This window comes from Nocardia sp. NPDC003979 (assembly GCF_053605015.1).
The window spans coordinates 41,634-63,485 of sequence record NZ_JBSGIJ010000011.1 but is presented as its reverse complement, the minus strand read 5'-3'; the positions used below and the strand labels follow the sequence as shown (position 1 = coordinate 63,485).

Here is a 21,852-nt window from a genome sequence, read left to right as displayed (position 1 = left end):
ATGGCCTCTTTCGATTCCATCGTCGTCGGCGAGGATTGGATCAGCGAGCACTACTTCACCACCGATTCGGTGAAGGAGTCGTTCCACGGCAAGGTGATGGAGTTGCGCAAGGGTTGGGACGCCGAGGCCAAAGAGGGACGCAAGACCGTGCGCAGTTCCCTGCTGGCCAGCGCAGGCGAACTGCACACAGCACTGGGCGCGCTCGCCGAGAACCCCGACTCCGCCCCGAAGGCACACGCACAGGTGCGCGCCGTATTCGGTTTCGACGGCGAACTCACCCCCTTCGCCGCCGAACGCGCCGGTTCGGAACTGCTGATCCCCGACGCTCAACTCGCTAGCGCGCCGAATGTGCTCTTCTTGCAGGCGAACCCCGTCGAATCGATCGAAGACTTCCTCGGCACCGGCACCCTGATCGCCGAAGCCACCGAAGACGGCAAACCCCTCGAATCGGCCTCGAAAACGGTCTCGGCCGCCTTCCGTTCCGACACCCCACCTGCCTTCGTCGTCGTCCAGGCCGGCCGCTGGCTCCTGCTCGCCGAAGCCGAACGCTGGGCCGAAGGCCGCTACCTCGCCATGGACCTACTGGTCGTCGTCGAACGCCGCCACGAGGCGCGCGGCGGCGAAATCGACCGCGCCGCAGCCATCTTCGGCCACCAGTCCCTGCGCCCCGACGCCGACGGCAACATCTGGTGGACCGGCGTGCTCGAAGACTCGGTGAAACACACCGTCGGCGTCTCCAAGGACCTGCGCGAAGGCATCCGCCTGTCCATCGAAATCATCGCCAACGAGGTCGTGCGCCGCCGCCACGACCGCAGCCTGACGATGGACGGCATCGACGGCAACGAACTCGCCAAACACTCCCTGCGTTTCCTGTACCGAATCCTGTTCCTGCTCTACGCCGAAGCATCACCGGAAATGCAGGTATTGCCCACCGGCGCAGCCGAATACGAAGAGGGCTACGGCCTCGACCGCCTCCGCGAACTCACCCTCACCGAGCTCGTCTCCCACCACGCCCGCACCGGCACCCACCTGTACGAGTCGCTGAAACGCCTGTTCGACCTGGTCGACCAGGGCCACAAACCCGCCGTCCGCGAGAACGTCACCGACGACCCCGCTCCCGGCCTCGAGTTCAACCCCCTGCGCGCAGACCTCTTCTCCCCCAAGGCGACCGCCCTCATCGACGAAGTCGGCCTCGGCAACGAAGCCACCCAACAGGTCCTCGCCCACCTGCTGCTCACCAAGGAGAGCAAGTCCCGCAAGGGCGCCGACCGCGGCTTCATCAGCTACGCCGAACTCGGCATCAACCAGCTCGGCGCCGTGTACGAGGGCCTGATGTCCTACACCGGCTTCTTCGCCGAGGAAGACCTCTACGAAGTTGCTAAAGACGGCAACCCCGAAAAGGGCTCCTGGGTGGTCCCGGTTCACCGCGCCGACCACCTCTCCGAATCCGACTTCGTCCGCGCCGAAGACCCGACCACCGGCGAACTCAAACCAGTCCTGCACCCCAAGGGCACCTTCGTCTTCCGCCTCGCCGGCCGCGAACGCCAGCAATCAGCCTCGTACTACACCCCCGAAGTCCTGACGAAGTTCGTCGTCTCCCAGGCCCTCGAGGAACTCCTCGACCAAAACGGCCACCGCACCACCCCCGACGAAATCCTGTCCCTGACCATCTGCGAGCCCGCCCTCGGCTCCGGCGCCTTCGCCATCGAGGCCGTCCGCCAACTCGCCGCCGAATACCTCAAGCGCAAACAGGAAGACGTCGGCGAACTGATCGACGCCGACCAATACACCATCGAACTCCAAAAGGTGAAGGCCCACATAGCCCTCCACCAGGTCTACGGCGTCGACCTCAACGCCACTGCTGTCGAACTAGCCGAAATCTCCCTCTGGCTCGACACCATGGTCGCAGGCCTCCAAGCCCCCTGGTTCGGCCTGCACCTCCGCCGAGGAAACTCGCTGATCGGCGCCCGTCGCGCCGTGTACGCGCCTTCTGATCTCACCAAGAAGGCATGGCTGACCACGGTCCCCAAGGACGTCCCGCTCGGCGAGGGCATCGGCGCGGGAATCCACCACTTCCTCCTGCCCGCCCAGGGGTGGGGCGCGATCGTCGACACGGCCGAGGCCAAAACCTACGCCCCCGAGGCACGCGAACAACTCCGCTTGTGGCGCAACGAGATCCGCAAGTCTCCCTCGAAACCGCTGGCCAAGCGCCTCGCCGCCCTCGCCGAACGAGTCGAAACCCTCTGGAACTTCACCCTCCGCCGCCTCACCATCGCCGAATCCGAAATCCGTCGCGACCTTCATCTGTGGCGCAGCGACCCTGTAGACCACGTTCCGGCGGTGACTCGCGAACAGATCGAGACAGTTCTCAACGACGAGAACGGGTCCTACCAGCGTTTGCGGCGCGTAATGGACGCCTGGTGCGCGCTCTGGTCTTGGCCGGTCACCACCGACATCCCCGCTCCCGACTGGGACCAGTGGGTCGGCGCCCTCGAAGCCCTGCTCGGCAACACTCCCAAAGCGGGCAAGTTCGAGAGGTACGGCCAAACCAGCTTCGCCTCTGACCTCGACTGGACCGAACTCGATATTGCCGAAGACCATGATCGAGTCTTTGCACAGGCCAAATCCATCAGTGTGGCGACCAATGAGTTCCCCTGGCTTACTGTGGCTTCCCAGATTTCCCGCGCGCAAGGTTTCCACCACTGGCAGCTAGACTTCGCATCAGTATTCGAACGCGGCGGATTTAGCTTGCAAGTCGGAAATCCGCCATGGGTCCAGCCTGATTGGAACTTCGAAGCAGTCCTCGCCGAATATGACCCGTGGTGGCAACTCTCCAACAATACCGATAACCAGATAGCTTCCATTAGATTAGAAACGGCGATGAACCATTCGAATATCAGCCGAATGGTTCTCGATGTTCGCGCACCCCAGTCAGGGGTATCGGAATTTCTCAAATGCCCAAACTTGCACCCCGATCTCGACGGTTCTGACACAAATCTATACCGATCATTCGTCACTCATTCCTGGCGCATCTCCGAACTGAACGGGGTAGTCGGGCTCATACACCCGGCCGCACATTTCTCCGATACGCATGCACGGAGGCTAAGGAGCGAATCTTACCGACGGCTACGTAGACACTGGGACTTCAGGAATCAATTGAAGCTATTCCCAGAAATCGGCAATACTCGTCAATATAGCGTGAATGTGTACTCCAAGCGCTTAATGTCACCTTCATTTATTCAAGCATCGTTCATATTTCATCCAACAACTATTCTTCGCTCGTTACGTCATGATGGCTCCGGTCCAGCCCCCACCGTCAAGTCCAACTCCGACGAATGGTGCATCGATCCGCACTTGGATAGGATCTTGCATATAGATATCGAGTCCATTCGAGCTTGGCGGGATGTTCTTGAGCGTCCAGAGACTCCCGAACTAGAGAGTCGAATGATCTATATGGTCAACTCTCGTAGCCTGTCGACTCTCCGGAAGCTTGTAAATGCACCGCGAACCGCACTTTCTGACGTCTTAACAGCTACAGGCTGGATGGAAAAAAGCCAGGTAGACAACGGGCTGGTCCGCATCGATCCACTTGTCCCGCCGTCATGGCACGAAGTCTTACTCCAAGGCCCAAACTTGTCGGTGGCAAACCCAATCAGCCAACAAGTAAATCCGTCCGCCCGCAATCATCGCGACTACAGCAAGATCGACCTGACAAATATCAATGGAGAGTTCATCCCGCGAACCAAATACCAAATGAATGTCGTTCGAGAAAACTTCCTGTGCGAGGTCCCCCATTGGGATAACGTACCCAGCACTAGTTATTTCAGGCTTATATGGCGCCGTCGACTGGATGGGAACATGGAGCGCACATTGCTGTCAGCGATAGTCCCTCCCGGTCCATTTCATTTCGATCAAGTAATGACCGCAGCGTTTTCGAATCATCGACTACTAGCGATAACTGCAGGATTTTGGTCGTCGATACCCGTGGATTTCCTACTTAAATCAGCAGGGTTCTCAGATCTCCGAAAAGGAGCGCTTGCGACGCTTCTCTTCACCTCGAACTCACACACGCTTGATTCGTCCCTAATCCTAAGAACCCTTCGTTTAAATTGCCTGCTGACGTCACACGGCCCGCTCTGGGAAAGCTTGTATGATCCGATTTGGCAGCTTGAAGAGTGGGTGCCACGAGTCGGGATCAAGATTAATGATTACCCAGAACTGGGGGAGGTCAGCAAGACCTGGAGTAGCCGCACAGCGCTGCGGTCGGATTTCGCCCGGCGCCAAGCCCTCATCGAAATAGACGCCATCGTCGCCGTAATGCTCAACATCACCGCCGAAGAACTCCTAACCATCTACCGCACCCAATTCCCCGTCCTCCAAAAATACGAACGCGAAGCCCTCTACGACGCCACTGGCCGCCAACTCCCGACCAAACTAGCCTCCGAGTACCGCAACAAGAAATCGCTCCGCCCATCTGACCTCACTATCGACGGCACTACATACGTGGAGCCTTTCATCGCAGTCAGCCGAGAGCGTGAGATGAAAATGGCACACGACCACTTCACCAAGCTCACACTCGAAGCCATGACCTAACGTGGCCATACAGATTCTGCACTTGTGAGCGGGTGGCGCTACCAACGGAGTGGGTCGTTCGTCGTTCCTGGCTCAGTGAGGATGAGGATCGGAGCCGTCTGGCAGTACCGGAGTTGGGGTTCGGGACCGTACCGGCGGCTCATGGCTCCCGATCGCTCGGCGTTGATCTATCTTGTCTTGTATGACAGACAACCACGCGAACTCAGCTGGTTCCGACGCCCCAGACGAGGCGCTGACTCCCGAAGAGGACGAAGCGCTGACTCCCGAAGAAGTTGAAGATGTCACCAGCGCTGAGGCCGATTCTGAGCCAGTCGCCTACACAGGCACCGATTTCGATGTTGAAGGTCTGGTACGCAGACTGAAGAGGGGCGACATTACAATCCCGACCTTTGGGCACGGGGACAGCTCGCTTGAGGTGGCTGGATTCCAAAGAGGTTTTGTATGGCGGCGACCCCAAATGGACCGATTTATAGAGTCACTATTGATGGGATATCCTATACCCGGTATTATGCTTGTTCAACAAGTCGACCGCAGATATCTAGTCCTTGATGGACAGCAGAGGCTGCGAACGCTTGAGGCTTTTTACCAGGGCGTCCATGCCGGAAAAGAGTTCACGCTGGAGAATGTGGCAGATGAATTCAAGGGGCTGAACTACCGCAGCCTCTCCCCGGAGCAGCGGCGCCAGCTCGACAACACTTTTATTCAAGCAACGATTGTCAAGACCGACGGAACAAACCGGTCACTTGAAGCCATCTACCAGGTGTTCGAACGCCTCAATTCTGGCGGAACGCAGCTTACCCCGCACGAAATTAGGATTGCCCTGTACCCAGGCGCACTGGTGGACTTTCTAGAAGAATTGAACAAGCTACCTGCATGGCGATTCCTCTATGGGTCAAGATCTCTTAGACTTCGCGACCAGGAATTGATACTCCGAATAATCGCGCTGTACTATTCATCTTCGAATTATTTTCGTCCACAGAAGAAATTTCTTAACGAATTTCTTGGCGAGCACCGGAATCTGCAGGGAATTGATCGAGCAAAGGTCTTGGAGCTCTTTACAACTTGTTCAGACCTTCTAATCGAAGGCCCAGGCAGGGCCGCGCTGAGATACCAGAGCTCTCAAGTAAACGCCGCCCTCACCGAAGCTCTATATGTCGGTCTCATGCGCAGGCTAACTGTCGGCGCAACCCCCTCACCGAACGAGGTTTCGACGGCAGTTCAAACGTTCACAAGAAATCCGGAAACCGCTGCAACTATCTCGGGGTCAACTGCGACGGAAGAATACGTTCGAAAGCGCCTTGAAATGGCAACTCACGCGTTCTCGTCAAAATAAAGGGGAGATTGTGTCCTCGTCATGGCCTCCGAGGAGCCTGATATCTCTGCGCCAGTCCCTGGATTCCATCGCCGACTGGGTCGAACATCCGCCAGAGAAAAGCACCGATGATGAACGTATCTGGATCGTAAGATTTTTCGTGGTTAGGACGTGCGGCTATCTTGAGCAAGTCATTTATGAGGCCGTGCGCGCATATCTCGACGCAAAAGCAGGCGGTCCCGTGCGAGCCTACGCCCAGTCATGGGTCTCTAGAAGCAAGAACCCGTCACCAGACAGCATGTTGGAAATAGCTGGCCGATTCGGGGGGCAGTTCGAGGAAGATTTCCGAAAGCTCCTAGACGATGACGACCAGCGCCTGAATCGAGAAATTTCACTCTTAGTAGACCGGCGCCACAAGATTGCCCATGGCCTAAACGAAGGACTGACAGGAACCAAGGCGATCAGTCTGTACAAATGCGCAATAGAAATATCAGAATGGTTTCTGGAAAAATTCAATCCAGACAACAGTCAAACATGGCCGAAGAGATGATCGGCTAGCGGAAATATTCAGACTTGGCAGGGTCTATGAGATTCCGCCCATAGACTTAATCGGACTGACGAATCGGCGACGCGGTTCAATACCCGCCGCCGATCAGCACCTTAAACATCGTGCATGAGCAGCTGTCAAGGAGTTGACATGGTCGATGGACGGTCCGGCACACATCGCCGACCTCAGCTAGAACAGCTCCTATCCTCATACCCCCGGGGGCAGGCTGGCAATGGATCTCTAGAAAGGGCGTTATGACATTGCAAACTGGTATCGAGTTCGCGCGATGCGGACGGCCGCCCTTCGGCTCACCAAGACAGAATTCGCGGAGCGACTCGGGTTCATTGAAACGGTTGTCCGGAAGCGGGAAAGGCGTGGCGCGACAATCACTCTCACTGGCCAGCGAACGGCAGCGATGGACACCCTCTTACAACGTCGGCGAGGACCAGCGCATTCGGCTCGAAAATGCCCGCGGGGTGAGCCAGCCGATGACGCAAGTCGCCGTCGGATTCGAGCAGACCGATGCAATTGTTGGACACCAAACTTTGGCAGACGTCCGCAGCGACGTTGAGCTCGTGGGCGCGCTCAGTCTCGCCGTCGACAGCATCGTCGTCCGCTATGAGGCCGAGGCCCACGCAATTTAGCCGGTACGACACGGGAGCTGCGCGCCGACACCGCTAATGGTGACATGGAGGGCATCAAGCGGCACTGGGTCGAAACGATCGATGGCAAAGCACGCCTGGACTCTGCGGCGAGATCCATCAACTCCGGATGGCCGAAAGTCAGGTACAGCTGTAGCCCGTCCGACCCGGCGCCCAAGATTTGACTGTCCAGTGGTCTCGAAGCTGTCCGATCCCGGAGAACGCGTCCCACTCGTTACGGGTGTTGGCATCCGGGTCCGATGTCGACTCCGGCGAGTGCACGGTAAACGGGCCGTTTTGCGTCATCCTGGATTCGTCTGCCTTTCGCTGTCGAGCCGTTTCGTGCAGCTTATGGAGCGCCTTCGGCCGGCCGCACCGTTGCTGTGATGTGCCCGGCCGCTCGGTCACATACGTTGCGGTGCTGCGATCCCCAGTTGCCCCAAACCGAGTTCGAGCGTCCGGGCAGTCAACTGACACAGCGCGATTCGGTTGGTACGAATCGGCTCCTCCGCGGCGACGACGGGGCACGCGTCGTAGAACGCGGTGTAGCTACGCGCCAGTTCGTAGAGGTAGCCCGCCAGCCGGTGCGGTTCGAGGGAGTCAGCGACTTCTGTGAGAACATCTGCGTATCCGTCGAGCATCAGAGAAAGCTCGCGCTCGGCCGGTTCCAGCGCGACGCCGGTGTCAATCTAAGGCAGGGTTGTCGAACCGACTTTGCGCAGAATCGAACGGACACGCGCGTGCGCGTACTGCAGGTAGACACCGGTGTTGCCGTTGAGCGAGGTCATCCGCACGGGGTCGAAGGTGTAGTCCTTGACCCGCGAAGTCGACAGATCCGCGTACTTCACCGCTCCGATGCCGGCTTGTTCGGCGATGGTGTCGAGTTCCGCCGACGGCAAGTCCGGGTTCTTCTCCGTGACCACCGCGCGCACGCGAGCGACGGCTTCATCCAGCAGATCCATCAACCGAACTGTGCCGCCCGCACGGGTTTTGAACGGCCGACCGTCCGGCCCGAGGATCGTGCCGTAGGCAACATGGTCGACCTGGATTGCCTCGGTAAGCCAACCGACCCGACGTGCGGCCTCGAATATCAGCTGAAAGTGCAGTGCTTGGCGGGAGTCCGTGACGTATAGCAGACGATCCGCATGGAGCGTGGAAATCCGGTACCGGATCGTGGCCAGGTCTGTGCTGTCGTAACCGTAGCCACCGTCCCGTTTGCGGGCCATCAGGACGGCGGGCTTGCCGTCAGGGCCGTTGACCTGCTCGGACAAGACGACGACTGCGCCGTCACTGTCGATCGCCACTCCTTTGTCGACCAGTTCGGTCACCGTGTCGGCCAGCAGATCGTTGTAGAACGACTCGCCGACGTAGTCGTCAGGGGTGAGCAGGACCCCGAGGCGGTTGTAGATCGCTCCGAACGCCTTCTCCGATTCGGTCACGATCTCGCGCCACCGTGCAACCGTCGCTGGATCGCCCGCCTGAAGCGCAACCACCCTGGTCCGTGCTCGGTCCGCGAATTCCTTGTCGGCATCGAATTGCGCGCGGGCGGCCTTGTACAGGCTGTCCAGCGCCGACACCGAGCTTGTGTCGGGATCGAGTTCCTCTGTGTGCCAGGGCGATTCGGTGTGCTCATCGATGTATTGGATGAGCATCCCGAACTGGGTTCCCCAGTCGCCGAGGTGATTAGCTCGCACCACGTCGGCACTGAGAAATCCGAAGACCCGGGCGAGGCTGTCACCGATGATGGTGGTGCGCAGGTGTCCCACGTGCATTTCCTTGGCCACGTTCGGCGCCGAGTAGTCGATGACCACCCGACGCCCTTCCTCTGTGGCCGGTACGCCGAGCCGATCGTCGGCCAGCCGCGCAGCGACCGATTCCCAGATCGCCGAGTCGGTCAGCGTGATGTTGAGAAATCCGGGACCTGAGACCTGCACGTCGGCAATCACGTTATCGGTCCGCTCGACATCGGCAGCGATCTCACTACCGAGCTGAGCAGGCGGCATACCGAGCCTCTTGGCCAGCGGTAACGCGGCGTTGGACTGAAAATCAGCGCGGTCGGATCGTCGCACTACCGGGTCCGCATCCGTCACTTCAGGACGGACTCGGACGATCGCCTCCGACACAGCGGCAGCGACACGTCCGAGCAGCGGTACAACACCGGCAGAGCTCACCTTGGTTCCTTTCGAATGAGGGACTGTGCGGCCATTGTCGCAGTGCCCGATGCCTTTCGACACCACGACCGCCAGTCGGTCGGGCGCACGACCCAGCCCAGCCTCCCCGCGGCAGCCGTGTCATGGAATACGCTGTCCGTGTGGTCTTTGTCGTAACACTCAGTGACAGAGCGCTTTTGGCGGAGCAGTCGCAGTTGCGGACGACGCAGCGGCTGACCAAGGCCTTCGCGAAAAACACGGCCGAACCCCGGCACTACTCGCGTCTGGCCATGATTCTCCGCGAAGACGACAGCGGCAACCGTCACCTGGCCTGGCTCGGGGTGGTCGCACAGCAAGGAGCATCAGGACGATTCGACAGAACGATCACCATCGACCCGCTACGCGAGGTCTTCGATGATATTCCTGTCAGTGGTCATGCCGGCATTCTGAAAGACGCGGCTCCAGCGCTGCAGCGAGAGTTTCAGTCTGCCTGCAGGATCGGTGGTGTAGGCGTGATCAGCAATCACACGTGGGCTGCCGTACGTGCAGAAATAACACGTCGAAGCGCAGGACTCGAGGTCCTCGTGGGCTGGTTGATGGCGGTCGCAAACCCTGTGATTCTGGACAGCCGCAATGAAGCTGAAGCTCGGTGGCAGGAAGAACGTGATGCACTCGGTATGACGGCGCGCATTGTCGGCATCCAGCCGACCGAACTCGCGGGGCGGCAACGTCCTGCGTCGAACGATGAGCCCTATCTCGCCGGCCTGATTCCAGCCCCTGTCGAGCACAGCTTGATCGACCATGATTCCCGAGTGTTTTTCGGCAATGCCGTTTTTCATGACTGGACCCAATCATCTTCGACACGCTGCGACATCCACGTATTCGCCGATGCATCGGGCCGACGGGTAGAGATCGCCAATGTCAATGCGACCCCTGTAGAAGCCCGCCTCGGCACCGACCTCATCTACTATCACGAGCAAACCGCGAGCTTCGTTCTCGTGCAATACAAGCGCCTCGACCCCGACCGTTCTCTTTCGGTGGACGACCGTCTCATGGAGCAGCTGACGAGGCTCGAACAGGTGCGCACACTCAGTCGGACCGCTCAGGAGCCCGACGACTGGCGCCTGAGCCACGACCCGTGCTTCGTGAAGCTGGCGCATTGGCCTGTCGGACCGTCACCATGCCCGGCAGACGAACTCGTCCCAGGAATGTATGTCCCGGTCTCGTATGTTCGTCTGCTGCTATCGCATGAGTCGACCCTCAGCGGTCGCACCCACCAGGATGGCATAGCCGGCCGGTTGCTCGGCTACAAACAAATTGATCGATACCTGAACAACACTCAATTTATAGACCTCGTCAAGAATGGTCTGACCGGCACAGTGGGAGTTGCAGCAGAACAGTTGCGGGAACTGGTGAGGAGTCGACTCGAAGCCGGAAACGGCGCTGTCGTCGCTGTCGAGCGGGGGAACGAGACGACGCGTGAGCGCCAGACCAGGATCAGACGGCGTTCGAGCACTTCTGGCGGGCGTAACCGGTTGCACCGCATGGAGAGTCCAATGAGCGACTGAATCACCAAGCTGTTCAGAAACCCTAATCGCCTCAGTCTCAGCGACTGATCGTCGACCGGAGTCCGGACGACGATCTCCAGACCGCTGATAGCAGGCGAAGACTGAGCCTGTCAGCGACCGCCGTCAGTCAGTGGAGGGCAAAGCCCACCATTCCCAGGAAGTCGGGACATAGTCGTCCTGCGGCCAGGCGGCATCGGACTCGTCCGCCGGATCGCCCCACGCGGCGATTGAGTCCATGGGCTCCGAATCGGCAGTGTCACGATCGGCCTGGCCTACGTCACTCATCTGCGCGGCAATGACCCGATCGACTTCCGGTGAAGTCCGATCCGCGACGTCAGTGAATTCCGAATCGACGAGCGGGCTTCGGTCGGTGCCACTTACGTGCGGTTCGGAGTTCTTCACATGACGACTGGCCGTCGGAAGGAATGTGACCGGGTCGAACGGGGAAACCGAGCTCGTCCAGGTGCCAGTGCGACTTGGTAGCCGCGATTCCGGTGCGGTGCGAGATGCCGAGGGGGACGGTGGTCGTACCAACCCGGGCCCGCCTTTGCGATCGTGGTCAAAGCCTCTGTCCTGCGTCAGCCCGGGCAGGGAGACCCGCTGCGGTGACGCAGACCTGGTGTTCTCCGCTGCCCAATCGTTCGGTGGAACAGCCGGGGCGGAGGGCGCCGCGTGGCTGGAGCCTTCATTCGGCGATGGTGGCCGGGCCAGCTGGTCGACAATCTCTTGACGGTCTTCCCGCAAACGGGGGTCGCTACTCAGCGAAGCAACAGCGTCGCGCACCGATGCCGCCGCGTCGACAGTGGCTTGTCGATGTAGTTCGACGATCGTCTCGACCAACCGCCGCGGTTCGAGATCCTCTCCACCAACGCCCAATTCGATACGGTGCAACGTACCGTTCGCGCCGACTTCCACCCGCACTGTTCCGTCGGCACTGGTCGCCGTACCGCGGGCATCGGTGAGGGCGCGTTGGAGCCTTTCGATCTGCCCCGAGACCGGGTCGACATCCCCCATACAGCAACCTTCTCTAGCTACTCCACCGCTGAGCCTACCGCTTCCGCACCGACGCGGGGCGGGCTGAGATGATCACCACGAGTTGAGTGTTCGTGTTTGTCGGCCTGATCCGTCAACTGTTGCGACGGCGTTGAGCAGCGGATAGCGTAGCCGCCGACCGGGGAACGTGCGAAGGGGGGAATCGTGTCTGATTCAAAGGGTCTGGATCTCGATCCGGTACGAACACAGGAGCTCGCGGCAACTCTTGCCAAGGCCGAGTCGGAGATAACGGCAGTGTTCAGCGGGGACACCGAGAATACGGCGCTGATGTTTCCCGGCACAAAGATCCCAGATGCGGCGACCACAGCGCTCGGCAAAATCGCACAGGCAGCGCAGTCGTTGGTCATTGAGTACGCGGCATTGTCGACAGCTACCTCGACCGCAGTCACGGAGTTCCAGAGCAAGGACACCCAGAACGCCGGCAACATTGCAGCAGCACAGTCGGCGCTGTCGTGACGACACTTGGCACCACCGAGCAGCAGGCAGTCGCCGAGGCCACCGGGTTGACGGTTGCGCAGGTGCTCGCGTGGGACACCGCAACTTTGACCGCGCGGGCCGATGCCTGGTCCGCCCAGGCGACGAAGCTGCTCACCTTCGACGACAACCAAGATCGCGCTGTCGATGCGGGACGAGATTTCTGGGCCGGAACCGCGGCAGAAGCAATGCGAACCAAGCACGATGAGATCCGCACATCAGCCAGGACCTTCATAGCGGCCCTACAGGACGGCGCGGCGGCGGCCCAGTCGGGTGCGAGCAGCTTGGAGTCGGCCAAATCTGCCGTCGTGAACGCGGTGAAAACCGCAGAGGCAAACGGCTATGAGGTCGCTGACGACGGCACAGTGACGATCTCGGCCAGTACACACCAGACGTTGCTGTCGCAGTTGCCGGACGCGTCGTCGTACTCGACCGCAGCCGGAGCACTCCAGGTGGACGCGGATGCGTCGACAGTCACGGTGAAACAAGCACTGACGCAGGCACGCTCGGCTGCGGCAGCCGTCGCCGAAGCGATCACAACAGCGTTCACGAATCTGCCCGACGCGTCGCCGATCATTGCTACCGGCGCACCGCAGTCGATAAACCGGGACATCTGGGATACCACGTCCGATGAGCAAGGCCGCGCGATCCTGGCGCGATACCTGACCGGTGGCGGGGATTGGTACATCAACAGCGACCCCAAGTGGTCGGAATACATGATGAACAACCAACTGCTCCGCAGCCAGCTCGAAGAACCGGTCACGACAGCTGCGGCGGCAGCACTGCAAGGGTATTTGCAGAATGGCAACGCATCCCAGGCAGGCACACCACAACGACTCCAAATGGAGATCGAGAATGGTGAGCAGATCATCGGATACCAGTATCTCCATGGCACCAACGACGACGTCGGCGGCTTCACATTCGTTCCTAATTCCACCGTCCGCGACAGAGGCGACGGCACGTACGAAGTGACGATGTTCAACAGCTACACCTGGAACGACACGATCGATGCAAACAAGCAGTACGAGTCCGACCAGGACAAGAACAGAGTTGCAGAAGCGATCAGCCTCAAACAGGCGGATCCGTACGACATCCACATCAATTGGAATGCCAACACGACCCTGATCATGGACGCTTCGGAGCGGGTAATCAGCCAGACCGGGTACCCGAAATGAGTAGATTTCGGCTGATCGCCTCGTTGTTGGTGCTCGCCACGGTGAGTGCGACTGCGTGTGCAGGCCCGGATCATTCGCGAGCCAACAGTGTTGAGACGACGACAGCGACGCCTCTGCACAGCATTTTTGCGCAGCCAGGCAAACCCGCGGTGTCGCCGAGTGGGCGGTTTCAGGCCGAGGTGAACCCGAGTGAGCCGCTCTCGATGTTCGTGTCCATCACCGACACTGGAACCGGTCAGATCGTCTTCCGTGACACTGACCGGTACAGCACCAGTCGGCATCACCGCTATGTCGTCGGCTGGCTTTCGAGCGAACCCGAGCAGCTGTGGGTCTATTCAGGAGACGTGGGGACCTCCCGATTCGATCGTCAGGCCGATGGCAACTGGCTTAAGATCCGTAGTCCGCAGCGCATTCCGGCTGAGATCGACAGCTGGTAGCACGTGATACCCAGGTGTAGGCCACAAGGTGTCTACGCTCTCGATCAGCGCCACCCACGACGGTTTTGCTCCTCGAAGTAACGATCCTCGTCTTCCTCGGTCCACGTTGGTGCAGGACTTTTCGAGTTCGCGCGCACAAATGCCGAGACCGATTCGAATTGGGGGTCAGCCATGATCTCGCGGGTCGCTTCTGCGATCCTCGGTTGCTGGTCTGCGACGGCTGCGCTGTAGGCAGCGATGATCGCATCGGTGGTGTCCAGATCAAGCCCTGGAACGAACACGTCGAGAAGTTTGTTGTTTGCGTCGACAACAACTCGAACCTTCCCAGAGGTGCCCACGCCGCGAATCTCGGCCAACGCCTCTTGGGCTCGGCGAACCTTTAATCCGAGTTGGTCCTCGCTCCCTGGCACACTCATTGCTCCTCCTTCAGTCCACTGTGTCGATGAGGAGCGTCTGCCCATCAGCTTGTAAGTACACGCTGGACTTCCATCCATTCACGCTGAATGCAGAATTTATTTCAGGGCCGGACACATAACTCACCGATGGCACACTCGGTTCCAGCGCGGGCTCGAACGGCTTCGGTTGCGAGGAGGAGAGTTTGAACGTCGATCGCATCTCGTCGGCAATCTCGGGTCGCAACTCTACGACAGCTTGGATCCAGTAGGTAGTCGGGCCAGGCACACGACCCCGCTCGTTGTTCCAAGTGATCCAGCTGACCGATACAGGTTCATCTATCAACGGGAACCGCTTCGTCAGCGGCTCTTGGTCATGACGAACCTCGGCGGAGGGCTCAGATGATTCCGAGGCCGGTGAGCTACAACCCATTGCAGCCAAGAGCATCGCCGCCAGAAGCGGAATGAGGTGTCGTGCAGTCATTTTCGCGGCCTTCCCGATTCGTCGTTGTTCTCGACCGGCGTTCGGGGTCCACTAGAGTCACGGTTGTCTACTCGATCTTCTCGCCCCGGATTACGCTCTGTCACGGATGTTTCCGACACGGTCGCAGTCGACGGAGGTTGACCAAGCTCCCATGACACGGTCCTCGTCACCTTGCCATTGGTCTCGAAATCGTGAGCCCATCCCAGCTCGGCAAATCTACCGTTCTCATTATCGGATGCTCCGGTCGCCAGGTCCGCAGCACCTTGATTGAAATTGTAGTAGTCCATCGCTTCGACCGTAACATCCATTACCACACGGTCGCCTTCCACCCGCACATTGGAATGACTCCATTGCTGATAGGCCCCGATCGTCTTCTGCCAATTCTCAGTGGCCGGATAGTCTCCCCCAGCGCCCCCGATGTCTGCCGCAGTGCCGGTCATTTGAAAGTTGGTGTTTCCCTCGCGCGCAAGAGCATCAGCTGCCATCGCAGCACGAGTGATCTCGCTGTCTACCGCCGCTTTGATGTTCGGGTCCTCACGGTATGCCTCCTCATAGTCGAATTCGAACGGTGTGCCGCCACCTTCCCAGTAGTGGCGGTAAGCTGCAGTAGAGTCATCCAAGTCCGAGCGGCCCAGCTCCCCACCATTCAACATCGCCTTCCATTTGGCCGCTGAAATATAGTCGCCGATCCCAGGCGTTGCCGAGCCAGGAACGAACCCTTGGTCGGTCGATAGATGTGGCGTCTCAGGCAGCCCAATCTTGTACGTCTGACCATCCACTACTACCGTAGGTGGTTCAGGGATAGGGGCTGCGGGTGACTTTGCCAACACTTGCAGAGCGCTCACCTCAATTTGGATCGCCTGTACGGCACCCAACTCTGCCAGGCCAAAGTCGTGAAGTAGTTCCTTTATGCGCGTCTGATATCCTGCGGCTTGGCCATCAAGTCGCATCTGCAGGATTAACGTCGTGGTATCTGCGGCACTGCCCGGTACCGTCGGAGCAGTGACAGTGCCGTCGTCGGAAACGGTCATGCCCGCCTGCGGAACCTCATCGTCGACGATCCGGAGCAACGCGGCCCGAATGCCTTCCATATTGCCGCCGAAGCTTTTGTAGTGGCCGACCAGCCGCGTGGTTACCTCATCGATGTTAGTGGCAGACAGCTTGTCTGCTACAGCACGTCCAGACGCCGCGGCAGCGGCGTCACCTTGCCATCCGTCCATCGCCGAGTCGACATCTCGCTCAACCTGCTCAGCAACCTGTGCGAAGAAAGTGTTCTGCGCAGCCAGGTGTGAGCCATAGGTCACCATACTGAGAGGCTGGCAGGCGCGAACATGACTGATCGTCGCCATCACTGTCCGCTATCGAGAGCACGGACTTGATCAGCAAACCACCCATCGACATTCTCATATGGGGCTGCTGCAGGGGTAGGTGACAACCGAGATGGCTGGCCAGGAGGCCAGCCTGAGAGGATGACGATGTCGTTCGGGTCGCCCGCAACCGCGACGGCGGCGTGACGTTGGATCAGATCGCAGCCGATTTCGGGGTCCATCCGATGACGTTGTCGAAATGGATGCGACAAGCCGAGATCGACGAGGGGAACAAGCCCGGGACCACTCGCACTGAGTCGGTCGAGCTACGGGATGCTCGCCGCCGGATCCGGTTGCTCGAGCAGGAGAACGAGGTCCTGCGCCGCGCCGCGGCGTATCTGTCACAGGCTCAGATCCCGGGAAAAGGCTCTACCCGCTCGTGAAAGAGCTTGCCGCCGAAGGGATCCCTGTGGCGGTGACGTGCCGGGTGCTGCAGCTCGCTCGCCAACCCTACTATCGGTGGCTGGCCAATCCGGTCTCGGTCGGCGAGGTCGCCGAGGCGTACCGGGCCAACGCGTTGTTCGACGCCCACCGCGACGACCCTGAATTCGGCTACCGGTTCCTGGCCGATGAGGCCCGCGAAGCCGGTGAATCGATGGCCGAGCGGACGGCGTGGCGGATCTGCTCGAGCAATCGGTGGTGGAGCACGTTCGGCAAGCCCCGGCGCGGCAAGAACAGCAAACCCGGGCCGCCGGTCCATGACGATCTGGTTCAGCGGAGCTTTACCGCTGATGGCCCGAATCGTTTGTGGCTCAGCGATATCACCGAACACTGGACCGGTGAAGGGAAGTTGTATTTGTGTGCGGTCAAGGACGTGTTCTCCAACCGGATCATCGGTTACTCGATCGATTCGCGGATGAAGTCTCGGCTGGCGGTGGCCGCGGTGAACAATGCCGTCGCCCGGCGAGGAGATGTCGCCGGTTGCATTCTGCACACCGACCGCGGAAGTCAGTTTCGCTCGAGGAGATTCGTCGGCGCGCTCAATCGCCATCGAATGGTCGGATCCATGGGCCGCGTCGGTGCGGCCGTTGACAACGCGGCCATGGAGAGCTTCTTCAGCCTGCTGCAACGCAACGTCCTGGACCGGCAGCGCTGGGACACCCGCGATCAACTGCGGATCGCGATCGTCACCTGGATCGAACGCACCTACCACCGCCGGCGTCGACAGGCCCGCCTCGGGCGGTTGACCCCGATCGAATTCGAAACCATCATGTCCCCAGCAGTCCGACAGGCTGCTTAACCGCTGTCACCTGATCCTGCAGCAGCCCCTATGAATTGGCGGCGACATGCGTGACCTCAGCCATATGCCTGATATTCGACGATAGCGCACGGTATGCACCAAGAACCGCCTGCTTGGCGGCAACCTCGACCTGAACAATAGGAGACCCCGGCATGATCAATTCGAGTGAAATGCCTATTCCATCGATCGCGGTCGCATGCGCCTCGAGCGCTGTGCTCATCGTACTCAGCGCGGTGATATCCGCCTGCAACATCTCTGTCAATTCGCCCCCAAGAGACAGTTGTACTTGGCCGACACGATAGCATCCGGTTGCCCAGAGGACACTCGCGCCGAGGACGGCGAACACCAGCTCTGGTGAACAGCGGTATGACTACCGCAATGTCGACGCCGAGGCTCAGGCCACCTGTGTGGTGACGCAGCGCCGCTGTGCCCCGCAGCCCCGGTGTACGCCGTTCGTCCATCTCCTTGCGCTCAGCTAGAGTCGCTGTCCAACAGCACCTTTCGACGCCCCGAGGGACGGCAGAGGAAGCGATCGATCAACGTCGACGGCGATCGCGGTATCATCCTCAGGGGTCGGGGCGCGGCTGCGTCCAGGTGACGAGCTGGGGGTGGTTCGGGTGATCAACGCAGGCAACCGGTTTCGCAGCGAGATACGGCACGGGACCATTCAGGAGCTCGCGGGGAAGGTTACGAAGGAAAGCTATGGGCAGTATCTGCGCAAGCTCACGCTCGCAAAGGTCCGTGGCTTCAGCAACATCGAGGTGAGTTTCGACTTCCCGGTTACCGCGGTTGTCGGGCCCAACGGCGGCGGCAAGTCGACCATCCTCGGCGCTGCCGGCCTTCCCTACAGCTCGGTGCCGCCGAGCCGGTTCTTTGCCAAGAGCGGCAAGTACGACGACAGCATGCAGAACTGGTCGATCGAGTATCAGCTCATCGAGAAGGGGCTGAATCGGAAGCTTCCGGTCCTGCGAACAGCGAGTTTCAAACGCCTCAAGTGGAATCGGACCGCAGTCGACCGGAGAGTCCTCATCTTCGGGGTGGAGCGGACGGTCCCCGCCAGTGAACGGCAGAACCTACGGCGAGCCGTTGGCAGTGCCTTCGAAGCCGTTCGTGAGACCTGCCTTCCTGATCACGTCATCGATCAAGCCGAGAAGGTACTCGCCAAACCATTGGCCGGCTTCCGGCAACTCTTCCTCGATGACATCGATCGGCTGAGCATCTTCTCCGGCGTCACCGCGCTGGGCGACGGCTATTCCGAATTCCACTTCGGCGCCGGCGAGGCCAGCGTCATCAGAATCATCGCGGAAGTCGAAGCCGCAGAGGAGAACAGCCTCATCCTGATCGAAGAGATCGAGAACGGGCTGCATCCGGTGGCAACACAACGGATGGTCGAATATCTGATCGATGTCGCCCACCGCCGCAAGTGCCAGGTGGTGTTCACCACCCACTCCAACGATGCCTTGGCTCCGCTACCGCCGGAGGCCATCTGGGCTGCGCTCGGTGATCGGGTGATCCAGGGCAAGCTCGATGTGCGATCGCTTCGAGCCATTACCGGGCAGGTCGAAGCGGACGTGGTGATCTTCGTCGAGGACAAGTTCGCCCGGGACCTGGTGGCGACCGCGTTGCGCAGGGACGGCGGTGTGGAACTGGACATGATCGAGATCCATGCGATGAGCGGCGCCGCGGTAGCGAAGAACGCTACCCTGCACCACAATTCGATTCCCACGACGTGGCAGCCGGCGCTCTGCTTTCTGGACGGCGACCAAGGCGAGCTGGCCGACGAGGACAAACAGATTCATCTCCTGCCGGGAAATTCGGACCCGGAACGCACCGTTCTCGACGATATCTGTTCCAACCTGGATGAGCTCGCGGCCAAACTGACACTGTCGCTGCGACTGCCGTTGGATCGACAGCAGCAGGTCGTCTCGGTGATTCGCACCCGCAGGACCACGAACCGCGACGTCCACCTGATCTTTCAACAGATCGGCGAAGACCTCGGATTCTTGTCGGCGCACGACGTCGCGCATGCGTTCCTTGCCTTGTGGGCGAACGAGTTTCCCGAGCCGACCAAGATGATCGTCGATCTGATCCGCCAGGCACAGCAGCGCGGGCGACCGACTCCGGCATCGGCGTGACCGGGCGGGTGCGATAGTGGCGAGGATCGTCCTCACCTCCACCGCTGCGGCACAATCACACGACCCGGCACTCAGACGACGGGTGTTCGACCTGCTGTCGCTGTTCCAGGGCGATCTACACGACGAACCATGGACCGAGCGGGTGCCGGGCGCGAAGGATTCGCGGGTGCGCACTGCGTACGTGGACGGCACGCATCGCGCTGTGGTTTTTCGCGTCGACCCAGAGGGTGGTGAGACCACCTACATCTATATGGGCACGTGGGCAGCGAACGAAGCCCGCCGACAGGCGACCAGAGCGACCTTGCGGGTGAATCCGGTGTCCGGCGCCCTGGAGGGTACGGTCGGCCAACTGCCGCTCGTGAGCCACCGACCAAGAACCCCCGCTCACCCTCTCCTCGAACGTGCCGGGCACTCGCCGGCCGAACTCGCCGCCGATCTGGGACTCGATCGCACAGTCACCGAACGCGCCTACCTCATCACCGATCGCACCGAATTCTTTCGGTTCGCCGGGGAAGTCACCGCGAAGCTGGGGTGGCAAGGCCAAGCGTTGCTGCAGCTCCTCGACGGGGCGTCGCCGGAACTGATCCGCGAGCAGCTGGAACTGCACACGCCGCCCGAGACAGCCGCGGACGAGGACGACCGGATCATCGCGGCCCTCGACCGCCCCGCTTCCCGCCTGCTGTTCACCTATGCCGACGATTCAGCCGAGTTGCGCCGTGTGATCGACAGCGGCGATGCCAACGCGTGGCGGACGTTCTTGCATCCGGAACAACGACGCTTTGCCGAGCAGAGCTATCCCGGCTCGTTCCGCGTCTCGGGTGGGTCCGGCACCGGCAAGTCGGTGATTCTGGTCCATCGGGCACGTAATCTCATCCGTCGCAACCCGGATGCGCGCGTGGTGCTGACGACTTTCACCAAGGAACTGGCGACTATTCTCGAACAGAACCTGCGCGTCCTCGACCCGGATGTCGCCTTCGCAACGAAGCTCGGGCAACCGGGAATCTATGTCGGCGGCATCGACAGCCTCGCCGTCCAGGTCTTGCAACAAAGCTCAGCAGAAGTCGAAGTGGCGTCACAGGATGTTCTGGGCCACCGGAAGTTCCAATGGCGAGGGCATCGACCGGACCGTTACGTCTGGCCACGGATCGCCGCCGAGGTCGACCATCGCCTGCCGCCGCACCTGACCACACCGTGGTTCTTGGAGAACGAATACGTCGCGGTAGTACTCGCACGACGCATCCGAACGGTCCGCGAATACGCCACGGTGGAACGGCGCGGACGCCGGATCCGGCTGGACAGAGCAATGAGGGTCGCGCTCTGGAAAATCTTCGACGCTTACCGGACGTTCTGCGCCAGGTTCAACTGGTACAGCTATCAAGAGGTCGCGGCCGTGGCTGGACGTCACCTCACGCATGCTGCCGCTGCAGGTGAGGCCGCACTCGCGGACCACGTACTGGTGGATGAGGGCCAAGACCTGCACGCAGTCCATTGGCGATTCGTCCGCGCGCTCGTCGACGAAGGCCCCGATGACATCTTCATCGCCGACGACCCCCACCAGCGCATCTTCAACGAACGAATTGCGCTCTCGGATCACAATATTGCGCTCAGTGGCCGATCACGTCGACTGACGTTGAACTACCGGACCACAGCCGAGAACCTCGATTTCGCCCTCGGCTTCCTGCTGGGCACCGAGTTCCGGGACCTCGAAGACCGGATCGAGCCGGGGTCCGGCTACCGATCTGCCCGTCTCGGCCCCGAACCGAGCCTCGTGCCGTGCACCAACGAGAAGACGATGCTGAACTGCGTCGTCGACACGGTGCGCGAATGGCAGCGGTCGGGCACATCGGTGACCACAATCGCGGTACTCACCTTCGACAACGGTACGGCTAGCACGATCCGCTCCCGCCTCAGGGCTGCGGATTGCCCGGTCGACGATGACCAGTGCGGCGATTCGCGGATGCCGGTTGCAGTCCGGACGATGTCCGGCGCCAAGGGTCTCGAGTACACGAACGTGATCGTCGCCGGCGTCGACCCGAGCCAGCCGCCCATAGCCGCACTCGACCAGCAAGGCTCCCCCTACGAAACCGCGGACGCGAAGCAGCGTGCCAAGGCGCTTGCCTACGTCGCGGCCACGCGCGCACGGGATCGGCTTGCATTCATCTGGCATTGAGAACCGTTAACGCGATGGCAAGGTTTCACGGCACCTTCCGATTGACATAGCTTTCAGTCTGCCGTAGCTTGGACGACATCATCACAAGGTAGCTACTGGATCAGCCAGAACCCC

General features: G+C 60.5%; 18 protein-coding genes. 11 read left to right on the top strand and 7 right to left on the bottom strand.

Features of this window, described 5'->3' with window-relative positions:
- The 4 genes from ACWEVR_RS22380 (at position 1) to ACWEVR_RS22365 (ending at position 7,096) form a co-directional block, all read left to right on the top strand.
- Positions 1–4,593, top strand: coding sequence for an Eco57I restriction-modification methylase domain-containing protein (locus tag ACWEVR_RS22380; RefSeq protein WP_452468572.1), 4,593 nt, complete (start codon positions 1–3; stop codon positions 4,591–4,593).
- 181 nt (positions 4,594–4,774) lie between these two features.
- Positions 4,775–5,926: a DUF262 domain-containing protein gene (locus tag ACWEVR_RS22375; RefSeq protein ID WP_452468571.1), complete on the top strand. Its 1,152-nt coding sequence runs from the start codon at positions 4,775–4,777 to the stop codon at positions 5,924–5,926.
- Complete coding sequence (locus ACWEVR_RS22370; protein WP_452468570.1) at positions 5,892–6,455, top strand: HEPN domain-containing protein; 564 nt, start codon at positions 5,892–5,894, stop codon at positions 6,453–6,455. Before ACWEVR_RS22375 ends, ACWEVR_RS22370 begins: the two co-directional genes overlap by 35 nt.
- Before the next feature lie 251 nt (positions 6,456–6,706).
- A complete protein-coding gene (locus ACWEVR_RS22365) occupies positions 6,707–7,096 on the top strand; it encodes a hypothetical protein (RefSeq protein ID WP_452468569.1) in 390 nt (129 codons plus the stop codon).
- Between the two features lie 401 nt (positions 7,097–7,497).
- Here ACWEVR_RS22365 and ACWEVR_RS22360 read toward each other — a convergent pair whose 3' ends face one another.
- Both ACWEVR_RS22360 and argS read right to left on the bottom strand, forming a co-directional pair.
- Entirely contained in the window at positions 7,498–7,764 is a 267-nt protein-coding gene (locus tag ACWEVR_RS22360; protein WP_452468681.1) for a DALR anticodon-binding domain-containing protein, read from the bottom strand.
- Between the two features lie 18 nt (positions 7,765–7,782).
- Positions 7,783–9,216: an arginine--tRNA ligase gene (gene argS / locus ACWEVR_RS22355; protein WP_452468680.1), complete on the bottom strand. Its 1,434-nt coding sequence runs from the start codon at positions 9,214–9,216 to the stop codon at positions 7,783–7,785.
- 188 nt (positions 9,217–9,404) lie between these two features.
- On the opposite strand from argS, the gene ACWEVR_RS22350 reads away from it, so the two are divergent.
- On the top strand, positions 9,405–10,811 hold the full coding sequence (locus ACWEVR_RS22350) for a hypothetical protein (protein ID WP_452468568.1): 1,407 nt from the start codon (positions 9,405–9,407) through the stop codon (positions 10,809–10,811).
- A gap of 123 nt (positions 10,812–10,934) precedes the next feature.
- On the opposite strand, the gene ACWEVR_RS22345 is transcribed toward ACWEVR_RS22350, so the two are convergent.
- The gene (locus ACWEVR_RS22345) at positions 10,935–11,825 is read right to left on the bottom strand and encodes a YbaB/EbfC family nucleoid-associated protein (RefSeq protein WP_452468567.1); all 891 of its coding nucleotides are present in this window, start codon (positions 11,823–11,825) and stop codon (positions 10,935–10,937) included.
- A gap of 183 nt (positions 11,826–12,008) precedes the next feature.
- On the opposite strand from ACWEVR_RS22345, the gene ACWEVR_RS22340 reads away from it, so the two are divergent.
- From ACWEVR_RS22340 to ACWEVR_RS22330, 3 genes are read left to right on the top strand one after another with little or no spacing between them, the layout of a single operon-like run.
- Positions 12,009–12,320 carry a hypothetical protein gene (locus ACWEVR_RS22340; RefSeq protein ID WP_452468566.1) on the top strand — a complete coding sequence of 104 codons (312 nt, stop codon included), beginning with the start codon at positions 12,009–12,011 and terminating at the stop codon, positions 12,318–12,320.
- Positions 12,317–13,513, top strand: a complete 1,197-nt coding sequence (locus ACWEVR_RS22335) for a hypothetical protein (protein ID WP_452468565.1) — start codon at positions 12,317–12,319, stop codon at positions 13,511–13,513. The genes ACWEVR_RS22340 and ACWEVR_RS22335 overlap by 4 nt, the downstream gene beginning before the upstream one ends.
- Positions 13,510–13,950, top strand: coding sequence for a hypothetical protein (locus ACWEVR_RS22330; protein WP_452468564.1), 441 nt, complete (start codon positions 13,510–13,512; stop codon positions 13,948–13,950). The genes ACWEVR_RS22335 and ACWEVR_RS22330 overlap by 4 nt, the downstream gene beginning before the upstream one ends.
- Positions 13,951–13,994: 44 nt before the next feature.
- Here the strand turns inward: ACWEVR_RS22330 and ACWEVR_RS22325 are convergent, their stop codons facing one another.
- The 3 genes from ACWEVR_RS22325 to ACWEVR_RS22315 are packed head-to-tail and all read right to left on the bottom strand — an operon-like array spanning position 13,995 to position 16,133.
- On the bottom strand, positions 13,995–14,366 hold the full coding sequence (locus ACWEVR_RS22325) for a hypothetical protein (protein WP_452468563.1): 372 nt from the start codon (positions 14,364–14,366) through the stop codon (positions 13,995–13,997).
- Positions 14,367–14,376: 10 nt separating this feature from the next.
- Positions 14,377–14,826, bottom strand: coding sequence for a hypothetical protein (locus ACWEVR_RS22320; RefSeq protein ID WP_452468562.1), 450 nt, complete (start codon positions 14,824–14,826; stop codon positions 14,377–14,379).
- Positions 14,823–16,133 carry a hypothetical protein gene (locus tag ACWEVR_RS22315; protein ID WP_452468561.1) on the bottom strand — a complete coding sequence of 437 codons (1,311 nt, stop codon included), beginning with the start codon at positions 16,131–16,133 and terminating at the stop codon, positions 14,823–14,825. The genes ACWEVR_RS22320 and ACWEVR_RS22315 overlap by 4 nt, the downstream gene beginning before the upstream one ends.
- 203 nt (positions 16,134–16,336) lie before the next feature.
- Between ACWEVR_RS22315 and ACWEVR_RS22310 the strand changes: the two genes are divergently transcribed.
- A protein-coding gene (locus tag ACWEVR_RS22310; protein WP_452468560.1) for an IS3 family transposase occupies positions 16,337–17,433 on the top strand; the annotation gives its coding sequence in 2 pieces (ribosomal slippage) (positions 16,337–16,552 and positions 16,555–17,433; 1,095 coding nt in all).
- Positions 17,434–17,461: 28 nt separating this feature from the next.
- On the opposite strand, the gene ACWEVR_RS22305 is transcribed toward ACWEVR_RS22310, so the two are convergent.
- Positions 17,462–17,779, bottom strand: coding sequence for a hypothetical protein (locus ACWEVR_RS22305; RefSeq protein ID WP_452468559.1), 318 nt, complete (start codon positions 17,777–17,779; stop codon positions 17,462–17,464).
- Positions 17,780–18,050: 271 nt separating this feature from the next.
- On the opposite strand from ACWEVR_RS22305, the gene ACWEVR_RS22300 reads away from it, so the two are divergent.
- Together ACWEVR_RS22300 and ACWEVR_RS22295 are read left to right on the top strand one after the other, a co-directional pair.
- A complete protein-coding gene (locus ACWEVR_RS22300; protein WP_452468558.1) occupies positions 18,051–19,568 on the top strand; it encodes an ATP-dependent nuclease in 1,518 nt (505 codons plus the stop codon).
- Positions 19,569–19,650: 82 nt separating this feature from the next.
- A complete protein-coding gene (locus tag ACWEVR_RS22295) occupies positions 19,651–21,738 on the top strand; it encodes a UvrD-helicase domain-containing protein (protein ID WP_452468557.1) in 2,088 nt (695 codons plus the stop codon).
- Positions 21,739–21,852 lie beyond the last annotated feature (114 nt).

What these genes read in the sequence shown, in the direction of transcription:
- ACWEVR_RS22380 (WP_452468572.1), top strand. Translation starts at nt 1, where the DNA reads ATGGCCTCTTTCGATTCCATCGTCGTCGGCGAGGATTGGATCAGCGAG.
- ACWEVR_RS22375 (WP_452468571.1), top strand. Translation starts at nt 4,775, where the DNA reads ATGACAGACAACCACGCGAACTCAGCTGGTTCCGACGCCCCAGACGAG.
- ACWEVR_RS22365 (WP_452468569.1), top strand. Translation starts at nt 6,707, where the DNA reads ATGACATTGCAAACTGGTATCGAGTTCGCGCGATGCGGACGGCCGCCC.
- ACWEVR_RS22345 (WP_452468567.1), bottom strand. Translation starts at nt 11,825, where the DNA reads ATGGGGGATGTCGACCCGGTCTCGGGGCAGATCGAAAGGCTCCAACGC.
- ACWEVR_RS22330 (WP_452468564.1), top strand. Translation starts at nt 13,510, where the DNA reads ATGAGTAGATTTCGGCTGATCGCCTCGTTGTTGGTGCTCGCCACGGTG.
- ACWEVR_RS22325 (WP_452468563.1), bottom strand. Translation starts at nt 14,366, where the DNA reads ATGAGTGTGCCAGGGAGCGAGGACCAACTCGGATTAAAGGTTCGCCGA.
- ACWEVR_RS22320 (WP_452468562.1), bottom strand. Translation starts at nt 14,826, where the DNA reads ATGACTGCACGACACCTCATTCCGCTTCTGGCGGCGATGCTCTTGGCT.
- ACWEVR_RS22315 (WP_452468561.1), bottom strand. Translation starts at nt 16,133, where the DNA reads ATGGTGACCTATGGCTCACACCTGGCTGCGCAGAACACTTTCTTCGCA.